The sequence below is a fragment of the Bacillus sp. 1NLA3E genome (assembly GCF_000242895.2).
Classification (GTDB): Bacteria; Bacillota; Bacilli; order Bacillales; family Cytobacillaceae; genus Bacillus_BU.
Map to the genome: position 1 here is coordinate 994,516 of NC_021171.1, position 19,100 is coordinate 1,013,615.

Below are 19,100 nucleotides of genomic sequence, written 5' to 3' on the forward strand. Positions count from 1 at the left end.
CATTTATAAAACTGTAGGGTTTTCTCAGAAGGAAGAAATTATAAAAGTAATAGAAAAATTCCTTAATAATTATTGTTCCTAAAAAGAATGGTATTTTGTTGCCTGATTACCGCCAACGAAATGTACCACTAGTGACATTGTTTGTACCAATTAGTGACAAGAAATTTACCACTTTGTGACAAGGCGTTTACCAGTAAGTACTTCCTGTATGATTAGTGTGCATACCAACGGTATGACACTATTTATATGGGAGGTATTTTTTTTATGATCCATTATCGTAGGATATTGGAATTACATGATGAGGGGATCAGCTTAAGAGGCATTTCTGTAAGTACTGGAAACTCTCGTCAAAAAGTAACAGAGGTCATCGGCCTTGCAGAAAAGAAGGGATTAATCTGTCCGTTAGAGGATGAAATGACGGATAAATGGATAGAGGAATTTCTCTTTCCTGAGAAGACGCTAGAAGCTTCAGGTCGACATCCTTTGAATTTTGAATACATCCATGAAGAATTGGCAAAGCCTAATGTGACACTTTCGCTTCTTCACTATGAGTATGAGGCCGAATGTAGGGCGAATCAAAAAATCCCTTACTCTTATCGTAGTTTTTTGCGTCATTATAGCAATTACGCAGATAAGTACAAAGCTACTTTGCGCATTCGTAGAAAACCAGGTGAAATCATGGAAGTCGACTGGGCAGGATCCACAGCCTTTATTATCGATAGGGATACCGGGGAAAAGATAAAGGCCTATATGTTCGTTGCTACGTAAGCGTCAAAACATACCCACATACTATCCAATTCTAGATTATGAGATAATCTCTTCAAATCAAAGTTTGAGGAGGTTTTTTTGTGCCCAAAATGGCAGATACAGAATTGCGAAAGGAATGGGAACGACGGATCGCTAATTTAAAAGCTAGTGGACAGACCCATACCAAGTGGTGCGAAACCAACAATGTAAATTACCATCAGTTAAAATATTGGTTAAAGAAAATCGATAATCCAAGTAAATCTCAAGAAACTAATTCAAAATGGGTTTCTATGATTATTGAAGATGAATTATCCAATAATAAAAATGAAACCTTAAAGGTAAGAGTGGGTCAGGCCCTCATTGAAGTGAACCCGGATTTTAACCCAACATTTCTTTGTCTCGCCAAACGATGGCTAATTGGATGCTTTATGGAGCAGGTCAATGGTTAAGTAAATTGACTGATCGGATGCATGATCTTCTTCTGAAAATAGATATTCTTGTAGGATGTTGGGCCCATGCGCGGCGCAAGTTCGATGAGGCATTAAAAGCATTGCCAGCCAAAAGTGTGAAACCGGTAGCTACAGAAGAAGGTCTAAAATTCTGTAACCAACTTTTTGCTATTGAGAAAAAACTAAAGGATTCAACACCAGAAAATCGTTTTGATGAGCGTTTAAAGCAAAGTAAGCCATTACTGGATGGTTTTTTGTCATGGTTAAAAATACAAGAACAGAAAGTACTGCCTAAAAGTCTACTTGGACAAGCCATTACATACTGTCTCAATCAATGGGATAAATTAGTTGCCTTTTTAGAAGATGGACGATTGGAGATAGATAATAATCGTAGTGAACGCTCAATCAAGCCCGTTGTGATTGGAAGGAAGAACTGGATTTTCAGTAATACACCGAGAGGTGCACGGGCAAGCGCCATTATTTACAGTATTGTGGAGACCGCTAAAGCAAATGGATTAAATCCATATTACTATCTTCGCTATCTATTTGAGCAACTTCCCAATTTGGTTACGACAGACGAAAATGCCTTAGATCAATTACTTCCTTGGTCAACGACACTTCCTATCACTTGCATAGTCTTTAACAAGTTAACTAAATAATAACAACGTAATCTCCACCTTTGTAGGTGGGGATTATTTTACGCTTACCAAAAAAGTAATGTAGATAGCGTGGTTACTTTGGATGACATTTGTTATCTCAACTTTTAAAGTGGATTTTTAATTTTTTAGGATTGACACTTAAGAAAAAAGCAGGTATTTTATTCTTAAATGTTCTTTATTAAGAACTTGATATTAAGTATAATAAGGAATATGTACAAGTTTTGTTCTTTTTAGGGACTTAAAGGCGTAATTACATTAATGTAATGAATTATTGAACGAACAATCGGAGGACCATATGAGTGCAATAACTGGTATATATCATTTTAATGGGGAGCCAATCTCAACAGAACAAACCAGGGATTTAATGAATGCACTTCATCAATATCCTTCAGATTATATTCATACTTGGAATCATAGAAATATTTTTCTGGGCTGCCATGCCCAATGGATTACTCCTGAATCGATTGGTGAGAAATTACCTTATTTTGATTATGAAAGAAAGCTAGCCATTACAGCTGATGCGATCATAGATAACCGAGATGAACTTCTGGATAAATTACTAGTAGATCAATCACAAAGAAAAGAAATACCTGATAGCCAAATAATTTTATTAGCATACAGCAAGTGGGGAGAAGCTGTTGCGAAGCATTTAATCGGTGATTTTGCCTTTATGATATGGGATGAGAAAGAACAGAAGCTCTTTGGTGTCAGAGATTTCTCGGGTACTAGGACTTTATATTTCTACCGAGACGAAAGCCGTTTTGCATTTTCTACGACAATTGAACCTTTGTTGAAGTTACCTTATATAGATAAAAAACTGAATGAAAGCTGGTTAGCTGAGTTCCTTACAATTCCAGGAATGGTGGATTCAGTTGATACTATTTCCACAGTTTATAAAGGGATCAAACAAATTCCTCCATCACATAGCATTACTATCCAGAAAAATAGGGTAGTCCTTTCAAGATATAGCACCATTACAAGCCAATCGAAAATAAAACTCAACTCTGATTCAGAATATGAAGAAGCATTTCACGAAGTGTTTCAAAAAGCGGTAAAGTCAAGGATCCGTACCAATGGTGAGGTTGGAGCTCAATTAAGTGGAGGCATGGATTCAGGTTCAGTCGTTAGCTTTGCTGCAAAAGAACTTCAAAAGGAAAAGAAGAAACTACATACCTTTAGCTACATTCCAGAAGCTAGTTTTGTAGATTGGACACCGTATTATTATATTCCTGATGAAAGACCTTTTATAAAAGAAACTGTAAATCATGTTGGGAATATTTCAGACCAATACTTGAGCTTTGAAGGAAAAAGCCCCCTAACTGATGTAGATGATTTCCTTTCAATAATGGAAATGCCTTATAAATTTTTTAGTAACTCTTTTTGGTTAAAAGGAATCAATGAAAAAGCGAACCAACAAGGAATAAAAGTTATGTTAAACGGTGCAAGGGGGAATTATTCTATTTCCTGGGGTTCTCAAACATTGACACTAAACTACTATGCTTCTCTTTTAAAAAAGCTGAAATGGATTCATTTTTATCGTGATTTAGGTATGTTCTGTGAAAACTTTAATACTGGAAAATCTCACATTCTTCCCATAGTTGTAAAAAAAGCATTCCCAAACATATACCAGTTGTTGTCGAGGACAACTAAAAATGATATTCAATTTAAGTCCTTAGTGAACCCATCACTAGCAGAAAGAACGAATATTTTTGAAAAGCTAACCGAATTTCATATAGATATAACAGGGGCATCTGCTGAAAATCCTAATGAAGCTAGAAGAAGGCATTTTGAACAACTATTTTATTGGAGTAAAAGTGGAACAGTCGGAACAAAATTATCTCTACGATATGGTCTATGGGATCGTGACCCTACAAACGATTTACGAGTCATACAGTTTTGTTTATCCCTACCGGAAGATCAATATGTTAATAGTGGTTTGGAAAGATCATTTATTCGAAGAGCTACCAAAAATCTTCTTCCGGATAAAGTTAGATTAAACCAACAAAGTCGAGGGTTACAAGGTGCTGATGTTATCCATCGTATGGCTTCAAATTGGGATATTTTTATTGAAGAACTACATGAGATTACTAGGGACCCTATAGTTTCGGAATTTCTAAATATAGATGTGTTAAAGCATGCCATTACAAGGATAAGTAAACATCCCAGTTCTGAATTGTTATTTGATGACAATTTTAGAATTGTGACCAACAGTTTAATCGTGTATCGGTTTATTAAAAAATATAATTGAGAGGAGGTGATGATCATGAAAAAGGAGTGGAAAAAGCCAGAACTTGAAATTCTTGACGTAAATTTAACAATGGGTGGGCCAGGAAATGCAATAAATGATAGTTATTGTACGAATAACCAAAACTTTGAGACACATGATGGAAGATCAAACAAATCAAATATGTGTTCCTAATTTTTAAAAATTCCTGCCCTTATACGAACTATTTTGTATAAGGGTTTTTAAACAAATATTTTAACAGTAAATTGGGGGGGGAGTATGATAAATACATTAGAAAAAGTCATGTACAAAGCTTTTGGATTAAGTATTACTAGTGAAATTCTTTTACCTGAATTACCATTATTGGGTGAACAGATAGAAAAGGGTTTAGCAGATGTTGAGATTGAGATAGGTGATTTATCTGTTCTATGGGCGGAATTTGATGTACCAAATGAGACCTTCGTCATGAAAGAAAACTTTGTCTTGTTTCAAATTCCGGATATTGCTATCTTTTCTGTTCAAAATGGGAGTAAGGTTATTGTCTCACCAATGGCTAGTTCAAACGAGGATGAAATTAGGTTATTTATTCTTGGTACATGTATGGGGGCGATATTATTGCAAAAGAAAATTCTTCCCTTGCATGGCAGTGCAATCGTTATTGATGGACTGGCATATGCGTTTGTTGGTGATTCAGGTGCAGGGAAATCAACGCTTGCTTCTGCATTTTTACATAGAGGGTACCAGCTCCTAACGGACGATGTGATTGCTGTTTCGCTGTCGCAGGATGGGATGCCGATGGTTGCTCCATCCTATCCACAACAAAAACTTTGGCAAGAAAGTTTAAATGAATTTGGTAAGCAAATTCATCAGTATCGCCCTTTATTTGAGCGAGAAACTAAATTCGCAGTACCTGTGTCTTCGCAATTTACTTCTGACACTTTTCCTCTTGCAGGTGTATTTGAATTAGTTAAAACAGAGAGTGAGGAGATCGATCTTCGTCCCATTAAAGGACTTGGGAGATTACATACCTTGTATTATCATACGTATCGAAATTTTTTGCTCGCCCCTTTACGGCTTATGAATTGGCATTTTGAAATGTCTACCCAAATAGCTAACCAAATTAAACTTCACCAACTAATTCGACCTGTTTCGCACTTTACAGCTCATGAGTTGCCATCAGTTATTTTGAATATACTCCAAACAGAAAGTAATAGCGGATAAAAATCAATCAACAATCTTAATACTTTCCTAGGACATTACTTTTATTGAATTAAATGAGGAAACTAGTCTTCAAAGGAGGTTGTTATGAAGGAAATATTATTCTTTGTAAAGAAACTACATACGTATTCAGGAAAAATGCTATATATCAATCTTGTTGGAATGATCATCATTAGTTTACTAGAGGGGATTGGAATCCTATTTTTAGTTCCAATGGTAAATATGAGTGGGATGTTAAGCTTTGATATTGTTGGAACACCGGTTTCGAAACTTTTCGAATTACTTAAATTGGTTCCTAATTATTTGGGATTACCATTGATTTTAGGTATTTATGTATTGTTGGTGATAGGACAAAATATATTGCAACGTCAAATAACCATTCGAAATACCATTATTCAGCATGGTTTTTTTCGACATTTGCGGGTAGAGACATATGATGCCATGCTCCATGCAAATTGGGATTTTTTTGTGAAGAAAAGGAAGTCTGATCTTATTAATTTATTAACTGCAGAAATTGCTAGTGCAAGTGCAGGAACAAACTCATTTTTACAATTTATTGCTGCTCTTATTTTTACTTTTATCCAAATAGGTCTTGCCTTTTGGCTCTCTCCTAAAATCACCATTTTTGTATTAATTAGCGGATTAGTTTTGATCTTATTTTCACGTAATTTCCTTAAAAGGTCGATGGCGTTAGGAGGCAGAAATTTTGAATTGGGAAAAAACTATCTAGCAGGAATTACTGACCAGATAAATGGTATTAAAGATATAAAAAGTAATTCCCTAGAAGAATCTCGAATGAATTGGTATCGCTCTGTTACCCTAAGTATGCAGCAGGAACAAGTTCAATTTGCAAAGATGAATACAAAATCCCAACTTTACTATAAATTTGCTTCTGCGATTTTCATTGCAGTCTTTATATATATTTCTGTAAAAATATTTAATGCTCAACCAAGTCAATTAATGTTAATTATTATTATTTTTTCAAGATTGTGGCCAAGGGTTGCTGGAATTCAAGCATTTTTAGAGCAAATAGCTGCGAAAATTCCTTCTTATAAGGCTGTCGCTGATTTACAAAATGAATGTAATACAGCAAGAGAGTTCTCCTCAGCGGATATAAAGGGAATAAAACCCCTTTATATAAATAAGGGGATTGAATGCAGAAATGTAGATTTCCGTTATAGCCAAAACGTGTCCGTATATGCTTTAAAGAGCATAAATCTATTCCTTCCATCACATCAAATGACAGCAATTGTAGGACGTTCAGGTGCAGGGAAAAGTACTTTAATTGACTTATTAATGGGTTTAAACATGCCAGAAAAAGGGGAAGTCTTAATTGACGGAAAACCTCTATCGAGTGATAGGCTTTTGTCATTAAGGCAGGCCATTAGTTATGTCCCACAAGATCCTTTTTTATTTAATGCGAGTATAAGGGAAAACTTGCAGATTGTTAAACCAAATTCAAATGAGGAGCAAATGTGGGATGCATTGAAGTTTTCCTCTGCCGCGGAATTTGTTAAGAAGATGCCGGAAGGACTTGATACTTTAATAGGGGATCGTGGTATTAGACTTTCTGGGGGTGAAAGGCAACGACTTGTTTTAGCTCGAGCGATTCTTCGGGATCCATCCATTCTTGTTTTAGATGAAGCAACAAGTGCACTAGACACTGAAAATGAAGCGAAAATTCAGGAAGCACTAGAAAGGCTTAAAGGCAAGATGACGATTATTGTTATTGCCCATCGTTTATCTACCATAAGGAATGCAGATCAAGTTATTGTTTTGGAGGAAGGGGAAGTAATTCAAAAAGGAGAATATGCTCAACTTGCAAAAGAAAAGAAAAGTATATTTGGTCAATTGCTAAACAACCAAATTAAAGCTACATTATAATGACACAAACGCCGTATTGTCGGAGAATTATAATGTTAAAGTAAATAACAAAGGGGTCCTAAAATTGAAACTTGCCTTTATTTCAGATATTCATGGAAATGCAACTGGTAATTAATCTTAGTTAATGCGAAAATATAATCTCTTGTAATCAAGGATGATTATAAAATGATTTATTTGTTAATCATCTAATAATAAAGTTGTTTCCTTTTCAATCGGAAGATGTAACTTACCGATTAAGAATACTATGGATAATAAAGATTGGATTGATTTTCTTATGTACACATCAATTTTACGTGTTTTTTTAAGAGCTTTTCCGATAGTCTATATAGTTTTCATATGGCTGCAGTCGAGCTATTTTAACCCTGAAACAGTTGCTGGACTTTCCGATACCTTAAATAAGGCGGTCGTTTTGATCATTGGGGTTAGTTTAGAATTTGCTCACTTGTTTGAATTTGGTTTGCTCTACCTTTTTATTTTTCTTGCGTTCCTTAGTTTTGGTAAGATAGGGAAGTGGCAGAATCGTTTGGCTATAACCGTAGCACTCCTTTATAGTTTAGTTGATGAAATTCATCAAATTTACGTTCCGTTTAGATCATTCTCATTAGATGATCTTCTGAAAGATGCAATTGGGATTTTCTTTATCTGGTGGCTAATTCGTAACAATTATTTCACCAAGAAAGACTCTCGGTTTGGTGAATTATTAAGAAAAGTAGCTCAACTACCTAACAAGGATAAAAATGAAGTTTCTCTCTAAAAAGAGATCATTTGCTCTCTAGAAAGCCCTAAATAAAAGGGGCTTTTCTGTTTAATTCTCCAATTCCCACGATTTATGTGTGATTTCCTTCAATTGATAAAATCCGCTCTAATAAGACAAAAAATCCGTTCAAAATCCAAAATATCAGTTCTATTGTCGAAGAGTAATTCTTTAAAAAGAACAACCACTCCATTATAATATGGGAAAGATGGACTATATAATTTTGTTATATCATATGGGCTACATTCCAATAGATGAACATTCTAGGAGCTGATATCATAATGAAGCAGTTTATTCGAAAAAGCGATTATGAAACTACTCATTCTGATGATGAGTTGATTGTATTAAATACGGATGAATCCACCGTGACAAAATTAAATGAGCAGGGTGGATATTGTTGGTCATTGCTCGGTGAGGTACAAACGGTTGAGTCTTTGAGTAAAGCAATACAACAAAAGTATGGTTCTGATACTATAAATAAAAAAAGCAATATCGAAGTATTTTTATTAAAATTAATGGAATATGGATTAATAAAAAATGTTGTTTGATAAAGAAAACATTATTTTATTCAAAAAAAATATCAGGAACCATGGGTTCATCGATTGGGAATTTGAAGGAAACAGCATGTTTCCATTGATCCAAAAGGGGAATATTTGCCGTTTTGTCTACTGTGAACCGTTTAAATTAATCAAGGGTGACATCGTTTTATACTATTCGGAGACTGGACAATTGGTTGCCCATCGGTTTTTCCATACAAAACTAGTCAAGGAACAACGACACTATCTATTTAAAGGTGATACAAATTTTAGTTTTGATCAACCCGTTACTGAAGAACAGATCATTGGGAAGCTAGCATTTATAAAAAAGGTGGATAAAAAGGTCTGGATGGCCGATCTTCCTATGGGGCTCTGGGGAAAGACCATTCTTTTGCTGCCGTTTACTTCGATCATATTAGGTAATTATATTAATTTGAAAAATGCTTTCAATACTAATTTCATGGACTCCTATGATGGAACAGAAGAGACTTCAGACTAGCTATACTCGCAAACAATTTTGGAACTATAAGAGATATTTAGTATTTTTCGATTGATTCTCAAGTTTATTTTCTTCTAAAATGGACCCTTTTTTGTGAAAATGGCTCTCTCATTAACGGGAAAGCCGTTTAATTAAAGTGCCTTGAAGAATTGTTTCAACTCTCGTTTCGTTTCATCAGATAAGCTATGCCAACGAACGCCCTGTATCGCACCTTCTAAAGCATATAACATGTTGATACATGCTGAATCGTCAGCATGTTTTATGCGAATAAAAGCCTCTTTACTCCCTACTTCAATTAAGTTTTCTGGGCTATTTATCCCCACATCTATCAATTTTTGAGCCAATACTTCCCCGATATTGGGTATTGATGTTAGGCTATTCATTTCATTCCCCCCTTTTATAAAGCGAGTATTCGCTATTAACTCATCAAATCCCTCTACCAAGCATAAAAATAATATCACGCGATCTTTTCTTCTAAAAAAAGAAATCTCAGTCGGTGTGCTCTGTGTCCAAAAGTCGCTAACCGTGCGCTTGCGCTTTTCTAATTCTTACATTATTTAACGCGATCCAATCTATCTATCATTCAACTTAACTATGGTAAAATAACAGATAGAATTTAGAAATCGTTAGGCAAAGGAGGTTCAAACAATGTCTGTTCGATTTATTATTGGGCGGTCAGGTAGCGGTAAGACTCAAAAATGCCTAAACGAAATGAGGGAGAGGCTGACGGTTGATCCCGGTGGTCCTCCAATTATTTATTTAGTGCCAGAGCAAATGACTTTTTTATCCGAGCATCGGCTGTCAACTTCACCTCAGCTTGGCGGAATGATTCGCGCCCAAGTATATAGTTTTACCCGTTTAGCATGGCGAGTTCTCCAAGAGACGGGCGGGTTTAATCGTTACCATTTGAATAGCACCGGAATCAGCATGCTGATTCGAAAGATTATTGAAGAAAAGAAGGACGAACTTACACTGTTTAAACGAGCTGCCGATAAAAATGGTTTTATCGAGCAAATGGAGCAATTGTTAACAGAATTTAAGCGTTATTGCATTCAACCGGAAGAGCTTGCCGAAAAATCCGGACAAATGGCCCAGCAAAAATCACTTCATGACAAGCTAGGCGACCTTGAATTGATTTATCAACACTTTGAAGAGGCTTTACAGGATAAATATATTGATTCCGAAGATTATTTTCGTCTCCTAGCAGAGAAGGCAGCTTCATCAAAATTTTTGCAAGAGGCGGAAATCTATATAGATGGCTTTTACAGCTTTACACCGATTGAATATATGGTGATTGAGCAATTGATGAAGCATTGCAAACGGGTGACCATTTCGTTAACGTTGGATCAACCCTTTACGAAATCCCTTCCTGAGGAGCTTCATCTTTTTCGCATGACGGGTGACACGTGTCAAACTCTGCACGACATGGTTAGAGCCGAGGGAATCCCTTATGAAGACCCGATATTGTTAACAGAGCTATTACGCTGGAAAAATCACTCTTTTTTCCATCTTGAAAAATATTTTGATTTGTTGCCTGTACAGGAATACAGGGGTGAAACAGCGATTCACATCGCACAAGCGGTGAACAGAAGAGCAGAAATGGAAGGAGTCGCTCGAAAAATAACCGAACTCGTTCGTAAACATGGCTATCGTTACCGCGAAATTGCAATATTATCGAGAAACAGTCATGAATATCATGATGTTTTGGAAGTCATTTTTGCTGACTGTGGAATTCCATTTTACATCGATCAAAAGACATCGATGCAGCATCATCCTGTAATCGAACTTCTCCGCTCAAGTCTGGAAATCCTCAATGGGAATTGGCGCTATGAGCCAATTTTTCGTGCCGTTAAAACCGAACTCCTTTTCCCATTTGATATGAATCTATTAAAACTTCGTGAAAAAATGGACAAATTGGAGAACTATGTATTAGCCTATGGGATTCAAGGCGATAAATGGACGCGAAAGCAGCAATGGACATACCGAAGATTTAGAGGTTTAGAGCTTGAAAGTCTACCGCAAACGGACTCCGAGAAGAAAATCGAGGACGAGTTAAATGAGTTAAGGGGAATGATTACGAGCCCATTGTTGCGTCTCTCCCGAAGATTGAAAAAGGCTAAAACCGGAATGGAGTTAAGCGAGGCATTATATTTATTTTTAGAAGAATTAGAGATTCCGCGCAAGCTTGAACGCTGGAAACAGGATGAAGAGGCAAAAGGGAATCTGGTTAAGGCGCGAGAGCATGATCAGGTTTGGGATGCGGTAATCGAGTTAATCGATCAATTTGTCGAAATGCTAGGTAATGAAAAAATAGCGGCTAAACAATTTGCAGTGATTATCGAATCAGGGATTGAATCGCTACGCTTTTCCCTTGTACCACCGGCAATGGATCAAGTAGTGGTAGCTGATCTGGAGAAGTCAAGGCTTGAAGACATTAAGGCCGCCTTTATCATTGGCTTAAATGAAGGTGTTTTGCCGGCAAAGTTAACTGATGAGGGAATTTTTGGAGATGAAGATCGAGAAGCTTTGTTAGCAAATGGTTTGAAAATTGCTCCATCGAGCCGGACCCGCTTACTCGATGAAAATTTCCTTGCTTATAAGGCGTTTACCTTGCCATCGGAAGTGCTGTTCTTAAGTTATCCGGTCGCTAATGAAGAAGGAAAAGCGTTAATGCCCTCTCCTTATATAAAAAGAATGCATGAATTGTTTCCACAGGCAATTGGACATTTATTTGTCGCAGATCCCGCTGAATTGTCCGAAATGGAGCAACTTGCGTATGTAAGCAATGAAAATACAACGCTTACCTATTTGACGGCGCAGTTGCAATTAAAGCAGCAACATTATCCGATTTACGATTTTTGGTGGGACGTATATAACTATTATATGGAAAATGATCAATGGCGAACAACGGCAACCAAGGTCTTATCGAGTTTATTTTATGATAATAAGACAAGCAAGCTTCCAGAGCAAGTCAGCCATGAACTCTACGGTGACCTAATTCAAGCGAGCGTGTCGCGGATGGAAATGTTTCATAGCTGTCCGTTTTCCCATTTTGCACACCATGGGTTAAAGTTGCGGGATCGCCAAATATTCCGTTTGGATGCCCCTGATATCGGTGAACTATTTCATGCAGCTTTAAAGCAAATTTCCGATACTGTTAATCAACAAAATTTATCGTGGTCGCAAATCACGAGGACCCAGTGTGAGGCGATGGCTGGGCAAGCAGTGGAAATGTTGGCACCTAGGCTACAAAATGAAATTCTGCTTAGTTCAAATCGAAATGTGTATTTGAAACGAAAGCTTGAAAAAATTATCAGTAGAGCGACCTATGTCTTGAGCGAGCATGCGAAAGTCAGTGGATTTTCTCCAGTTGGTCTTGAGCTTGGTTTCGGACCAAAGGGTGACCTTCCACCGATCAGTTTTTCATTGAAGAATGGAACGAAGATGGAGCTAGTCGGACGGATTGACCGTGTAGATAAAGCTAATGACGGTGAAAACGTCTTTTTAAGAGTAATCGATTATAAATCAAGTGAACGGGAATTGAATATAAGTGAAGTGTATTATGGGTTATCGCTGCAAATGTTAACGTACCTAGATATCATTATTACTCATTCCCAGCAATTAGTTGGTACGGATGCATCACCAGCGGGAGTGTTATATTTTCATGTTCACAATCCGATTATTCAAACGACGAAAATGCTGTCTTTAGATGATATCGAACGAGAAATGTTTAAACGATTTAAAATGAATGGACTCATACTTGGTGAACAAAATGTCATTCATTTAATGGATCAAACATTGGAATCAGGAGAGTCAAACATGATTCCGGTGGGGATAAATAAGGACGGGACCTTGAGGAAGCAATCAAAGGTAGTAAATCGTGGCGAATTCGAACAGTTAACAAAGTATGTGAGAGATACTTATGTGAAATCAGGTAACCAAATGCTTGATGGGGCAGTGTCTATTTCTCCGTATAAAACAACTAATAAATCAGCCTGCACTTTTTGTTCATTCAAATCGATTTGTCACTTTGATCCTTCGATAAAAAATAACGAGTATCGGAATTTGCCAAATATGTCTAAAGAAGAGATACTCGAATCCATTCAAAAGGAGGATTCATCACTTGGTTCAATCGATCATACCTCCAAAACCTGATGAAGTGAATTGGACAGATGACCAGTGGAAAGCAATTTATGCAAAAAACCAAGATATCCTCGTTGCCGCAGCAGCTGGGTCGGGAAAAACGGCGGTTTTAGTAGAACGAATGATTCAGAGAATTCTTTCGGCAGAGAATCCGGTAAATGTGGATGAACTTTTGGTCGTGACGTTTACCAATGCCTCGGCTGCGGAGATGAGGCATCGAATTGGGGAGGCCTTGGAGAAAGCAATTCAGGCTGATCCAAAATCAGTTAATCTTAGAAAACAATTAACGTTATTAAATCGGGCATCCATTTCAACCTTGCATTCCTTCTGTTTAGATGTCATTCGAAAATACTATTATTTAATTGATATAGATCCCAGTTTTCGTATTGCCGATGAAACCGAGGCGCAACTGCTGCGTGATGAAGTGATCGATGAGTTATTTGAGGAAGAGTATGCCAATGCCGACAATGAGGCTTTTTTCGCTTTAGTGGATTCATTTACAAACGATCGCAGTGATCAAGCACTACAAACTATCATTCACGATGTATATGATTTTGCCATGGCCAATTCATCACCTACAAACTACTTGAAATCGATGATAACGATGTATGAGGTTGATGAGACGTCTCAAATCGAGAACCTCCCGTTTATTCAGGTGTTGCTTGAAGATATCGAATTACAGCTCCAAGGTTCGAAGCAATTGCTCCAGCAAGGGCTGAATCTCACCATGCTACCAGCGGGTCCGGCGCCAAGGGCAGAAAACTTTACCGCTGATATCCAATATGTTGATACTTTGTTAGCTGCAAAAAGTAAATCATGGGATGCACTATATTCATTGATTCAAACGGTCCCTTTTTCAAGAGCAAAAACTTGTAAAGGGGATCAATATGATCCGATTTTAATGGAAAATGCCCAAAACTTACGTAAAAGGGCTAAAAAAATTATTACCGATATTCAAGCAGAACTTTTTTCCAGGAGGCCTCAAAGCTTTCTGAACGATATGCAGGAAGTAAGGCATTATATCGAAACGATTGTAAAGCTTGTTCATTCTTTTTCGACCCGTTTTTCGGCGGTGAAAAAGGAAAAGGGACTGGTTGATTTTTCTGATTTAGAGCATTACTGTTTGGATTTACTAACCGAAAAATTTGCGGAAGATGGCTCAAGAATGCCATCGGAGGCTGCTTTATTTTACCAAAATCGCTTTAAAGAGGTTTTGGTTGATGAATACCAAGATACGAATATGGTTCAAGAAGCGATACTACAGCTCGTGACAAAAGGCAAAGAGGAATCAGGGAATTTATTTATGGTTGGTGACGTGAAGCAGTCGATATACCGTTTCCGCCTAGCTGAACCCAATTTATTTCTTGGAAAGTACCAGCGGTTTTCTATGGATGGAACGGATGGTGGTTTTCGAATCGATCTAGCCCAGAACTTCAGAAGCCGTAAGGAAATTCTCGACGGCACTAATTATTTATTTAAACAGCTAATGGGTGAAAAGGTTGGAGAAATCAAATATGATGACGCCGCTGAATTGAAGCTTGGTGCAAACTATCCAGTTGAGGGAGATTTTCCTATTGAACTCATCTTAATCGATCAAGCGGACAAGGTGGACAAGAGCGAAAGTTTAGAACCACCAGAAGAAGGTAGTAGCGATTCGGGATTTGATCTTAATGATCTTGAACAATCGGAACTCGAAGCTAGGATGATCGCTATAAAAATAAAAACAATGTTCGCGGAACGAAAGCAAGTTTATAATGCAAAAACCAATTCTTCAAAACCAGTGATGTTCAGGGATATCGTTATTTTGCTACGCTCGATGACATGGGCTCCACATATGCTTGAGGAATTAAAACGGCAAGGAATTCCGGTCTATGCTAAATTATCATCGGGATATTTTGAGGCGACAGAAGTGGCGATTATGATGTCTTTATTAAAAATCATTGACAATCCATATCAAGACATCCCGCTAGCAGCTGTATTACGGTCGCCAATCGTCGGCTTAACTGAGGCTGAGCTAGCTGAAATTCGAATCAATCAGAAAAGCGGGACATTTTATGAAGCCTTCGCCTTATTTTGTCAGCAGAAGCCTTCGGAAAATCAGGAGGAGCTGTTTGAAAAAATTCGGCCATTTTTTGAGCGATTGACAGACTGGAGAACGAGGGCACGGCAAGGAGCCTTGTCCCAGTTCATTTGGCAGTTATTACGTGAAACAAGATTTTATGAATTCGTTAGCGGCATGCCAGGAGGCAAACAACGGCAAGCCAACCTGCGGGCCTTGTTTGACCGAGCCAGAGTATATGAAGCAACGTCATTTAGAGGACTGTTTCGGTTTTTACGTTTCATCGAGCGGATGAGGGATCGTGGTAATGACCTTGGTGCTGCCCATGCTCTTGGTGAACAAGAGGACGTTGTCCGCATCATGACGATTCACAGCAGTAAAGGGTTGGAATTCCCAGTGGTTTTCATGGCTGGGCTCAATCGCAAATTTAATATGATGGATATAAGAAAACCGTATATGCTAGATAAGGAATTTGGATTTGCCGCAAAATACGTCGATATTGAAAAACGAATTTCCTATCCTTCATTACCACAGTTGGTATTTAAACGAAAAAAGAAAATGGAAATGTTAGCTGAGGAAATGCGTGTCCTTTATGTTGCGTTGACACGAGCGAAGGAAAAGCTTTATTTGTTAGCGTCTGTAAAGGATTTACAGAAATCGATTGACAAGTGGATGCAACTGAAAGAACACCAAGACTGGCTTTTACCTGAGTACGATCGGGCAACAGCCTCAGCATTCTTAGATTGGGTCGGCCCAGCACTTATTCGTCATCATGATTGTGAAGCTTTAACCACCTCAGCTGACCAAGAAAGCCCGCCTGCATTAGTCTCAAGTGAGATTTGTGAGCACGCTTCACATTGGAAGATTGTTAATATAGCAGCAGATGAGGTAGCGGCTATTGAAGAGAAAAGCAATGAGGAAGAGCAAACTGTGATGGACTTTGTTCAAAAAGGGATCCGAACGCCGATCTCAACTGATGCTTACCAAATTGTGAAGGAACAGCTTTCCTGGAAATATGAGCATATCGAAGCATCCAAACATCTTTCTAAACAATCAGTATCGGAAATAAAGCGGCAACAGGAGATTTTTAATCATGGTAGTGGCACTGAGTTGCAGCATAAATTTTCAAAACCGCTGTTTAAGAGGCCTAGATTCATGCAGGATAAAGCCTTGACGCCTGCCGAACGGGGAACGGCGATGCATATGGTGATGCAGCATGTAGATTTTACCAAAGCGATTAATGATTTTGCAATTCATGCATTATTGGATCGAATGGTTGAAAATGAACTTTTATCAATTGAGCAAAAAGAAGTGATTGATGCCGACCGTATTGTTGCTTTTTTCCAAACTGAGTTAGGTAATCGTCTTGCAAATGCTAGTAGGATTAAACGCGAAGTTCCGTTCAGCTTGTCCATTCCTGCATCTCGGGTTTATGCCGATTGGAATGGGAAAGATGATGAACAGGTGCTCGTCCAAGGGATTATCGACTGTTTATTTGAGGATGAGCAAGGCGTTGTGTTGCTTGATTATAAAACAGATGCGATTACTGACCGATTCAAGGGTGGCTTTGAAGAAGCGATGCCAGTGTTAGCAGAGCGGTACAGAGTTCAAATCAACTTATACGCCAAAGCGGTTGAACAAATATTAAAGAAACCTGTCGAGGAGAAGTTCTTATTTTTCTTTGACGGCGGCCATTTGTTGAAGATCGATTAAGAGTAATAAAGGGGTCTGACTCCACAAAATCCATGTCGAGATGACATCTGTAAACATGGAGAAGTGGTGTCTGATCCCTTTAATTAAGTTTATTTAGTTATTTCCAATTGTCGGTTGATCAATGAGATTGGTGTCAAGGACGTTACTTCCACTAATCCCGTTATTGGTGATTATAAATCCTCCCGTGTTTGCTGCTCCAGATCCCGAATTTGATTTTGAATTACTTTTTGGGGAAATGATCGCCGTATCACCAAATTGAACGATTCCTCCACCTACATTTACAATCTGAACTGGTCCTACGAAAGATGGCATATTAAAACTCCTTTAAAAAAAACGCTGTTTATCATCGAATTAAATCGATAATTTTACCTGACCCCCAATTTATTAACCTGGGTATTTCCAGAACCTTGTTCACTCAAAAGCTGGCGAATATGTTTAACTCTTGATTCCATTTGAATGGTCTTACTATTTCCAACATGAACGAAAGAAGAAGCCGAAACCCCGATGACATGGATATTATTCACTTTTATTATAGAACTTAGTGGATTATAGGTTTGCATCGCAAGATTTTCAGTAATCGGTTGAAAAGGAATGGGATCGAAAAAAATTGGGAATGCCGCGAAATCCCCTTCATTTCCAAAAAAAAGCTCTTCTTGGCGCTGAACTGCAATTGCCCGTGTGAAACCTTGGATATAGCATGAATCTCCAAGCTGAATGACAGAAGAAAATAAAGCTGTGATAATCTTGAGGGAATCGACATAAGAAGACCGCCCGACCATGCTACCTTGCTCCCTTGGCGAGCGGAACTAAAGGTCCGATAATTAATGATTCGGCCGGTGTGTCAAATATTGAAGCTAATTGAATCGTGTCGGCATCTCCAACCATTAACAGGGAGGAACTCGAAACCCCAATGACTCTAATGTTTTGGACACATACATCTCGGTTGTATACATGAAAGTCCAATTACTATTCCCCCTTCATTTAGTGGGTAGATTCGTTAAAAATGTACATATTCCATTTTCCATTTCCTTAAGAATTTGCCCAATGATGTTTTGTTTCCAGGCCTCTTTTTCCTGCTCATTTCCTCTAAAAGGCGCATGCTGCAGGTAATGTTGGATCCTTGCAGGGATCTGCTTTTTTATATCTTCTTTAATAAAATCGGTGTAATCTTCTCCTAGCTTTCTGTTCACTCTTGTTTCTGCATTTTGAATTAATTGGGGTAAATCTGTTTCTAAATGCTGGTAAATTTCGTCTTCAATTTCCATTGTATTCCTAAATTGATTTTTTGGGTCAACACCCCCGGTACTAGGCCCCGTACCATTGGGAACTTCGAAGCTTTCTATCCCTTGAAGATCTGAAGGATTTAGCCCAATATTTAATGTTCCTGCTAATGACTCTACTTTTAATTGATCAAATTTATATTCGATTTTATCAACACAGATGGCAGGCTTTTTTTTCAGTTCATCCAACTCTTTTTTTAATTCAGTAACCAATCCTTCAAGATATTGAATTCTTCCTTCTTGTCTCGTCATTGATGAATGCAGCTGTTGTAGATAATAGTAAAACTGTTGATACATGAAACCACCTCGCACCTACAGATTCCTATTTTTGGTGAAATGCTACCCTATCTTCCTGCAGAATGTAATGGGACAGAAGGGGATTGGATTAAACTCTCTGAGATTTTTTGACCTGTAGGGGCAGGCCCAGTAAAACCGCCAGTATTGTAAAGGTGTGACGAAGCTTTTATGATACCGGCGCTGCCAATTTGCAAGACGGATGAGTTGGTTATTCCATCTATTTTCAAAAAATTAATATTGATGTTCTGTTGGATGTAAAAGTTCATATCATCACCTACATGTTAAAGAAATTACCTTGATCAAGTAAATCCTGATCAAACGTATTTGTAGAACTGTAATGGTTATTAACATGTAATGCTTCACCAGTATTAAAGGAACCGGCACCAGAGAACGTCTTTGCGGATGTAATCGGCATAATTTTATAGACATCTCCAATATGCAACACGGCACTACTTCCGATTGAAGCTACTTGAACCACTCCAACTATTGCTGGCATACATAACACCCTTTCTTTTATATCGTATGTTTCAAAGTGAGGGATTGTGATTAAAATGCCTATTTTTTCTTATCGTTACAGAAAAATGTTGGATAACAGAAAAAATATGTTAAAACACGTTGTCAATAAAGACAGAATTGTG

Annotated in this window: 18 protein-coding genes and 1 pseudogene; 12 read left to right on the top strand and 7 right to left on the bottom strand. The window is 37.8% G+C overall.

Annotated features, from left to right (window positions below):
- Window positions 1-264: 264 nt before the first annotated feature.
- The 10 genes and pseudogenes from B1NLA3E_RS04885 (at window position 265) to B1NLA3E_RS23205 (ending at window position 8,970) form a co-directional block, all read left to right on the top strand.
- Window positions 265-768: a hypothetical protein gene (locus B1NLA3E_RS04885; RefSeq protein WP_015592730.1), complete on the top strand. Its 504-nt coding sequence runs from the start codon at window positions 265-267 to the stop codon at window positions 766-768.
- Between the two features lie 89 nt (window positions 769-857).
- On the top strand, window positions 858-1,196 hold the full coding sequence (tnpA, locus tag B1NLA3E_RS04890) for an IS66 family insertion sequence element accessory protein TnpA (protein WP_051120192.1): 339 nt from the start codon (window positions 858-860) through the stop codon (window positions 1,194-1,196).
- Window positions 1,136-1,855, top strand: a pseudogene (gene tnpC, locus B1NLA3E_RS04895) (IS66 family transposase); the annotation flags it as partial. The gene tnpA and the pseudogene tnpC, both read left to right, overlap by 61 nt.
- Window positions 1,856-2,150: 295 nt before the next feature.
- The gene (locus B1NLA3E_RS04900) at window positions 2,151-4,103 is read left to right on the top strand and encodes an asparagine synthase-related protein (RefSeq protein ID WP_015592733.1); all 1,953 of its coding nucleotides are present in this window, start codon (window positions 2,151-2,153) and stop codon (window positions 4,101-4,103) included.
- Between the two features lie 15 nt (window positions 4,104-4,118).
- Window positions 4,119-4,274: a paeninodin family lasso peptide gene (locus tag B1NLA3E_RS24650; RefSeq protein ID WP_144061426.1), complete on the top strand. Its 156-nt coding sequence runs from the start codon at window positions 4,119-4,121 to the stop codon at window positions 4,272-4,274.
- Window positions 4,275-4,358: 84 nt separating this feature from the next.
- Window positions 4,359-5,300, top strand: coding sequence for an aldolase (locus B1NLA3E_RS04905; protein ID WP_015592734.1), 942 nt, complete (start codon window positions 4,359-4,361; stop codon window positions 5,298-5,300).
- Between the two features lie 84 nt (window positions 5,301-5,384).
- A complete protein-coding gene (locus B1NLA3E_RS04910) occupies window positions 5,385-7,181 on the top strand; it encodes an ABC transporter ATP-binding protein (RefSeq protein WP_015592735.1) in 1,797 nt (598 codons plus the stop codon).
- Window positions 7,182-7,455: 274 nt separating this feature from the next.
- A complete protein-coding gene (locus tag B1NLA3E_RS04915; RefSeq protein ID WP_187292152.1) occupies window positions 7,456-7,935 on the top strand; it encodes a VanZ family protein in 480 nt (159 codons plus the stop codon).
- A 281-nt stretch (window positions 7,936-8,216) separates the two neighbouring features.
- Window positions 8,217-8,483, top strand: coding sequence for a PqqD family protein (locus B1NLA3E_RS04920; protein WP_041580316.1), 267 nt, complete (start codon window positions 8,217-8,219; stop codon window positions 8,481-8,483).
- Complete coding sequence (locus tag B1NLA3E_RS23205; protein WP_015592738.1) at window positions 8,473-8,970, top strand: S24/S26 family peptidase; 498 nt, start codon at window positions 8,473-8,475, stop codon at window positions 8,968-8,970. The genes B1NLA3E_RS04920 and B1NLA3E_RS23205 overlap by 11 nt, the downstream gene beginning before the upstream one ends.
- 131 nt (window positions 8,971-9,101) lie before the next feature.
- On the opposite strand, the gene B1NLA3E_RS04930 is transcribed toward B1NLA3E_RS23205, so the two are convergent.
- Window positions 9,102-9,353, bottom strand: a complete 252-nt coding sequence (locus B1NLA3E_RS04930) for a TfoX/Sxy family protein (RefSeq protein ID WP_041580317.1) — start codon at window positions 9,351-9,353, stop codon at window positions 9,102-9,104.
- Window positions 9,354-9,618: 265 nt separating this feature from the next.
- On the opposite strand from B1NLA3E_RS04930, the gene addB reads away from it, so the two are divergent.
- Both addB and addA read left to right on the top strand, forming a co-directional pair.
- Window positions 9,619-13,125 carry a helicase-exonuclease AddAB subunit AddB gene (gene addB, locus B1NLA3E_RS04935; RefSeq protein WP_015592740.1) on the top strand — a complete coding sequence of 1,169 codons (3,507 nt, stop codon included), beginning with the start codon at window positions 9,619-9,621 and terminating at the stop codon, window positions 13,123-13,125.
- A complete protein-coding gene (gene addA, locus B1NLA3E_RS04940; RefSeq protein WP_015592741.1) occupies window positions 13,094-16,885 on the top strand; it encodes a helicase-exonuclease AddAB subunit AddA in 3,792 nt (1,263 codons plus the stop codon). Before addB ends, addA begins: the two co-directional genes overlap by 32 nt.
- 93 nt (window positions 16,886-16,978) lie before the next feature.
- Here the strand turns inward: addA and B1NLA3E_RS04945 are convergent, their stop codons facing one another.
- From B1NLA3E_RS04945 to B1NLA3E_RS04970, 6 genes are read right to left on the bottom strand one after another with little or no spacing between them, the layout of a single operon-like run.
- Window positions 16,979-17,197 carry a spore germination protein gene (locus tag B1NLA3E_RS04945; RefSeq protein ID WP_015592742.1) on the bottom strand — a complete coding sequence of 73 codons (219 nt, stop codon included), beginning with the start codon at window positions 17,195-17,197 and terminating at the stop codon, window positions 16,979-16,981.
- A gap of 53 nt (window positions 17,198-17,250) precedes the next feature.
- Window positions 17,251-17,664 carry a spore germination protein GerPE gene (locus tag B1NLA3E_RS04950; RefSeq protein WP_015592743.1) on the bottom strand — a complete coding sequence of 138 codons (414 nt, stop codon included), beginning with the start codon at window positions 17,662-17,664 and terminating at the stop codon, window positions 17,251-17,253.
- A gap of 1 nt (window position 17,665) precedes the next feature.
- Complete coding sequence (locus B1NLA3E_RS04955) at window positions 17,666-17,848, bottom strand: germination protein GerPD (RefSeq protein WP_015592744.1); 183 nt, start codon at window positions 17,846-17,848, stop codon at window positions 17,666-17,668.
- A gap of 14 nt (window positions 17,849-17,862) precedes the next feature.
- Complete coding sequence (locus tag B1NLA3E_RS04960) at window positions 17,863-18,462, bottom strand: spore germination protein GerPC (RefSeq protein WP_015592745.1); 600 nt, start codon at window positions 18,460-18,462, stop codon at window positions 17,863-17,865.
- A gap of 47 nt (window positions 18,463-18,509) precedes the next feature.
- Window positions 18,510-18,728 carry a spore germination protein GerPB gene (locus B1NLA3E_RS04965; protein WP_015592746.1) on the bottom strand — a complete coding sequence of 73 codons (219 nt, stop codon included), beginning with the start codon at window positions 18,726-18,728 and terminating at the stop codon, window positions 18,510-18,512.
- 8 nt (window positions 18,729-18,736) lie between these two features.
- Window positions 18,737-18,958 (bottom strand): spore germination protein, encoded by a 222-nt coding sequence (locus B1NLA3E_RS04970; RefSeq protein WP_015592747.1) that lies wholly within the window; start codon window positions 18,956-18,958, stop codon window positions 18,737-18,739.
- Between the last annotated feature and the right edge of the window lie 142 nt (window positions 18,959-19,100).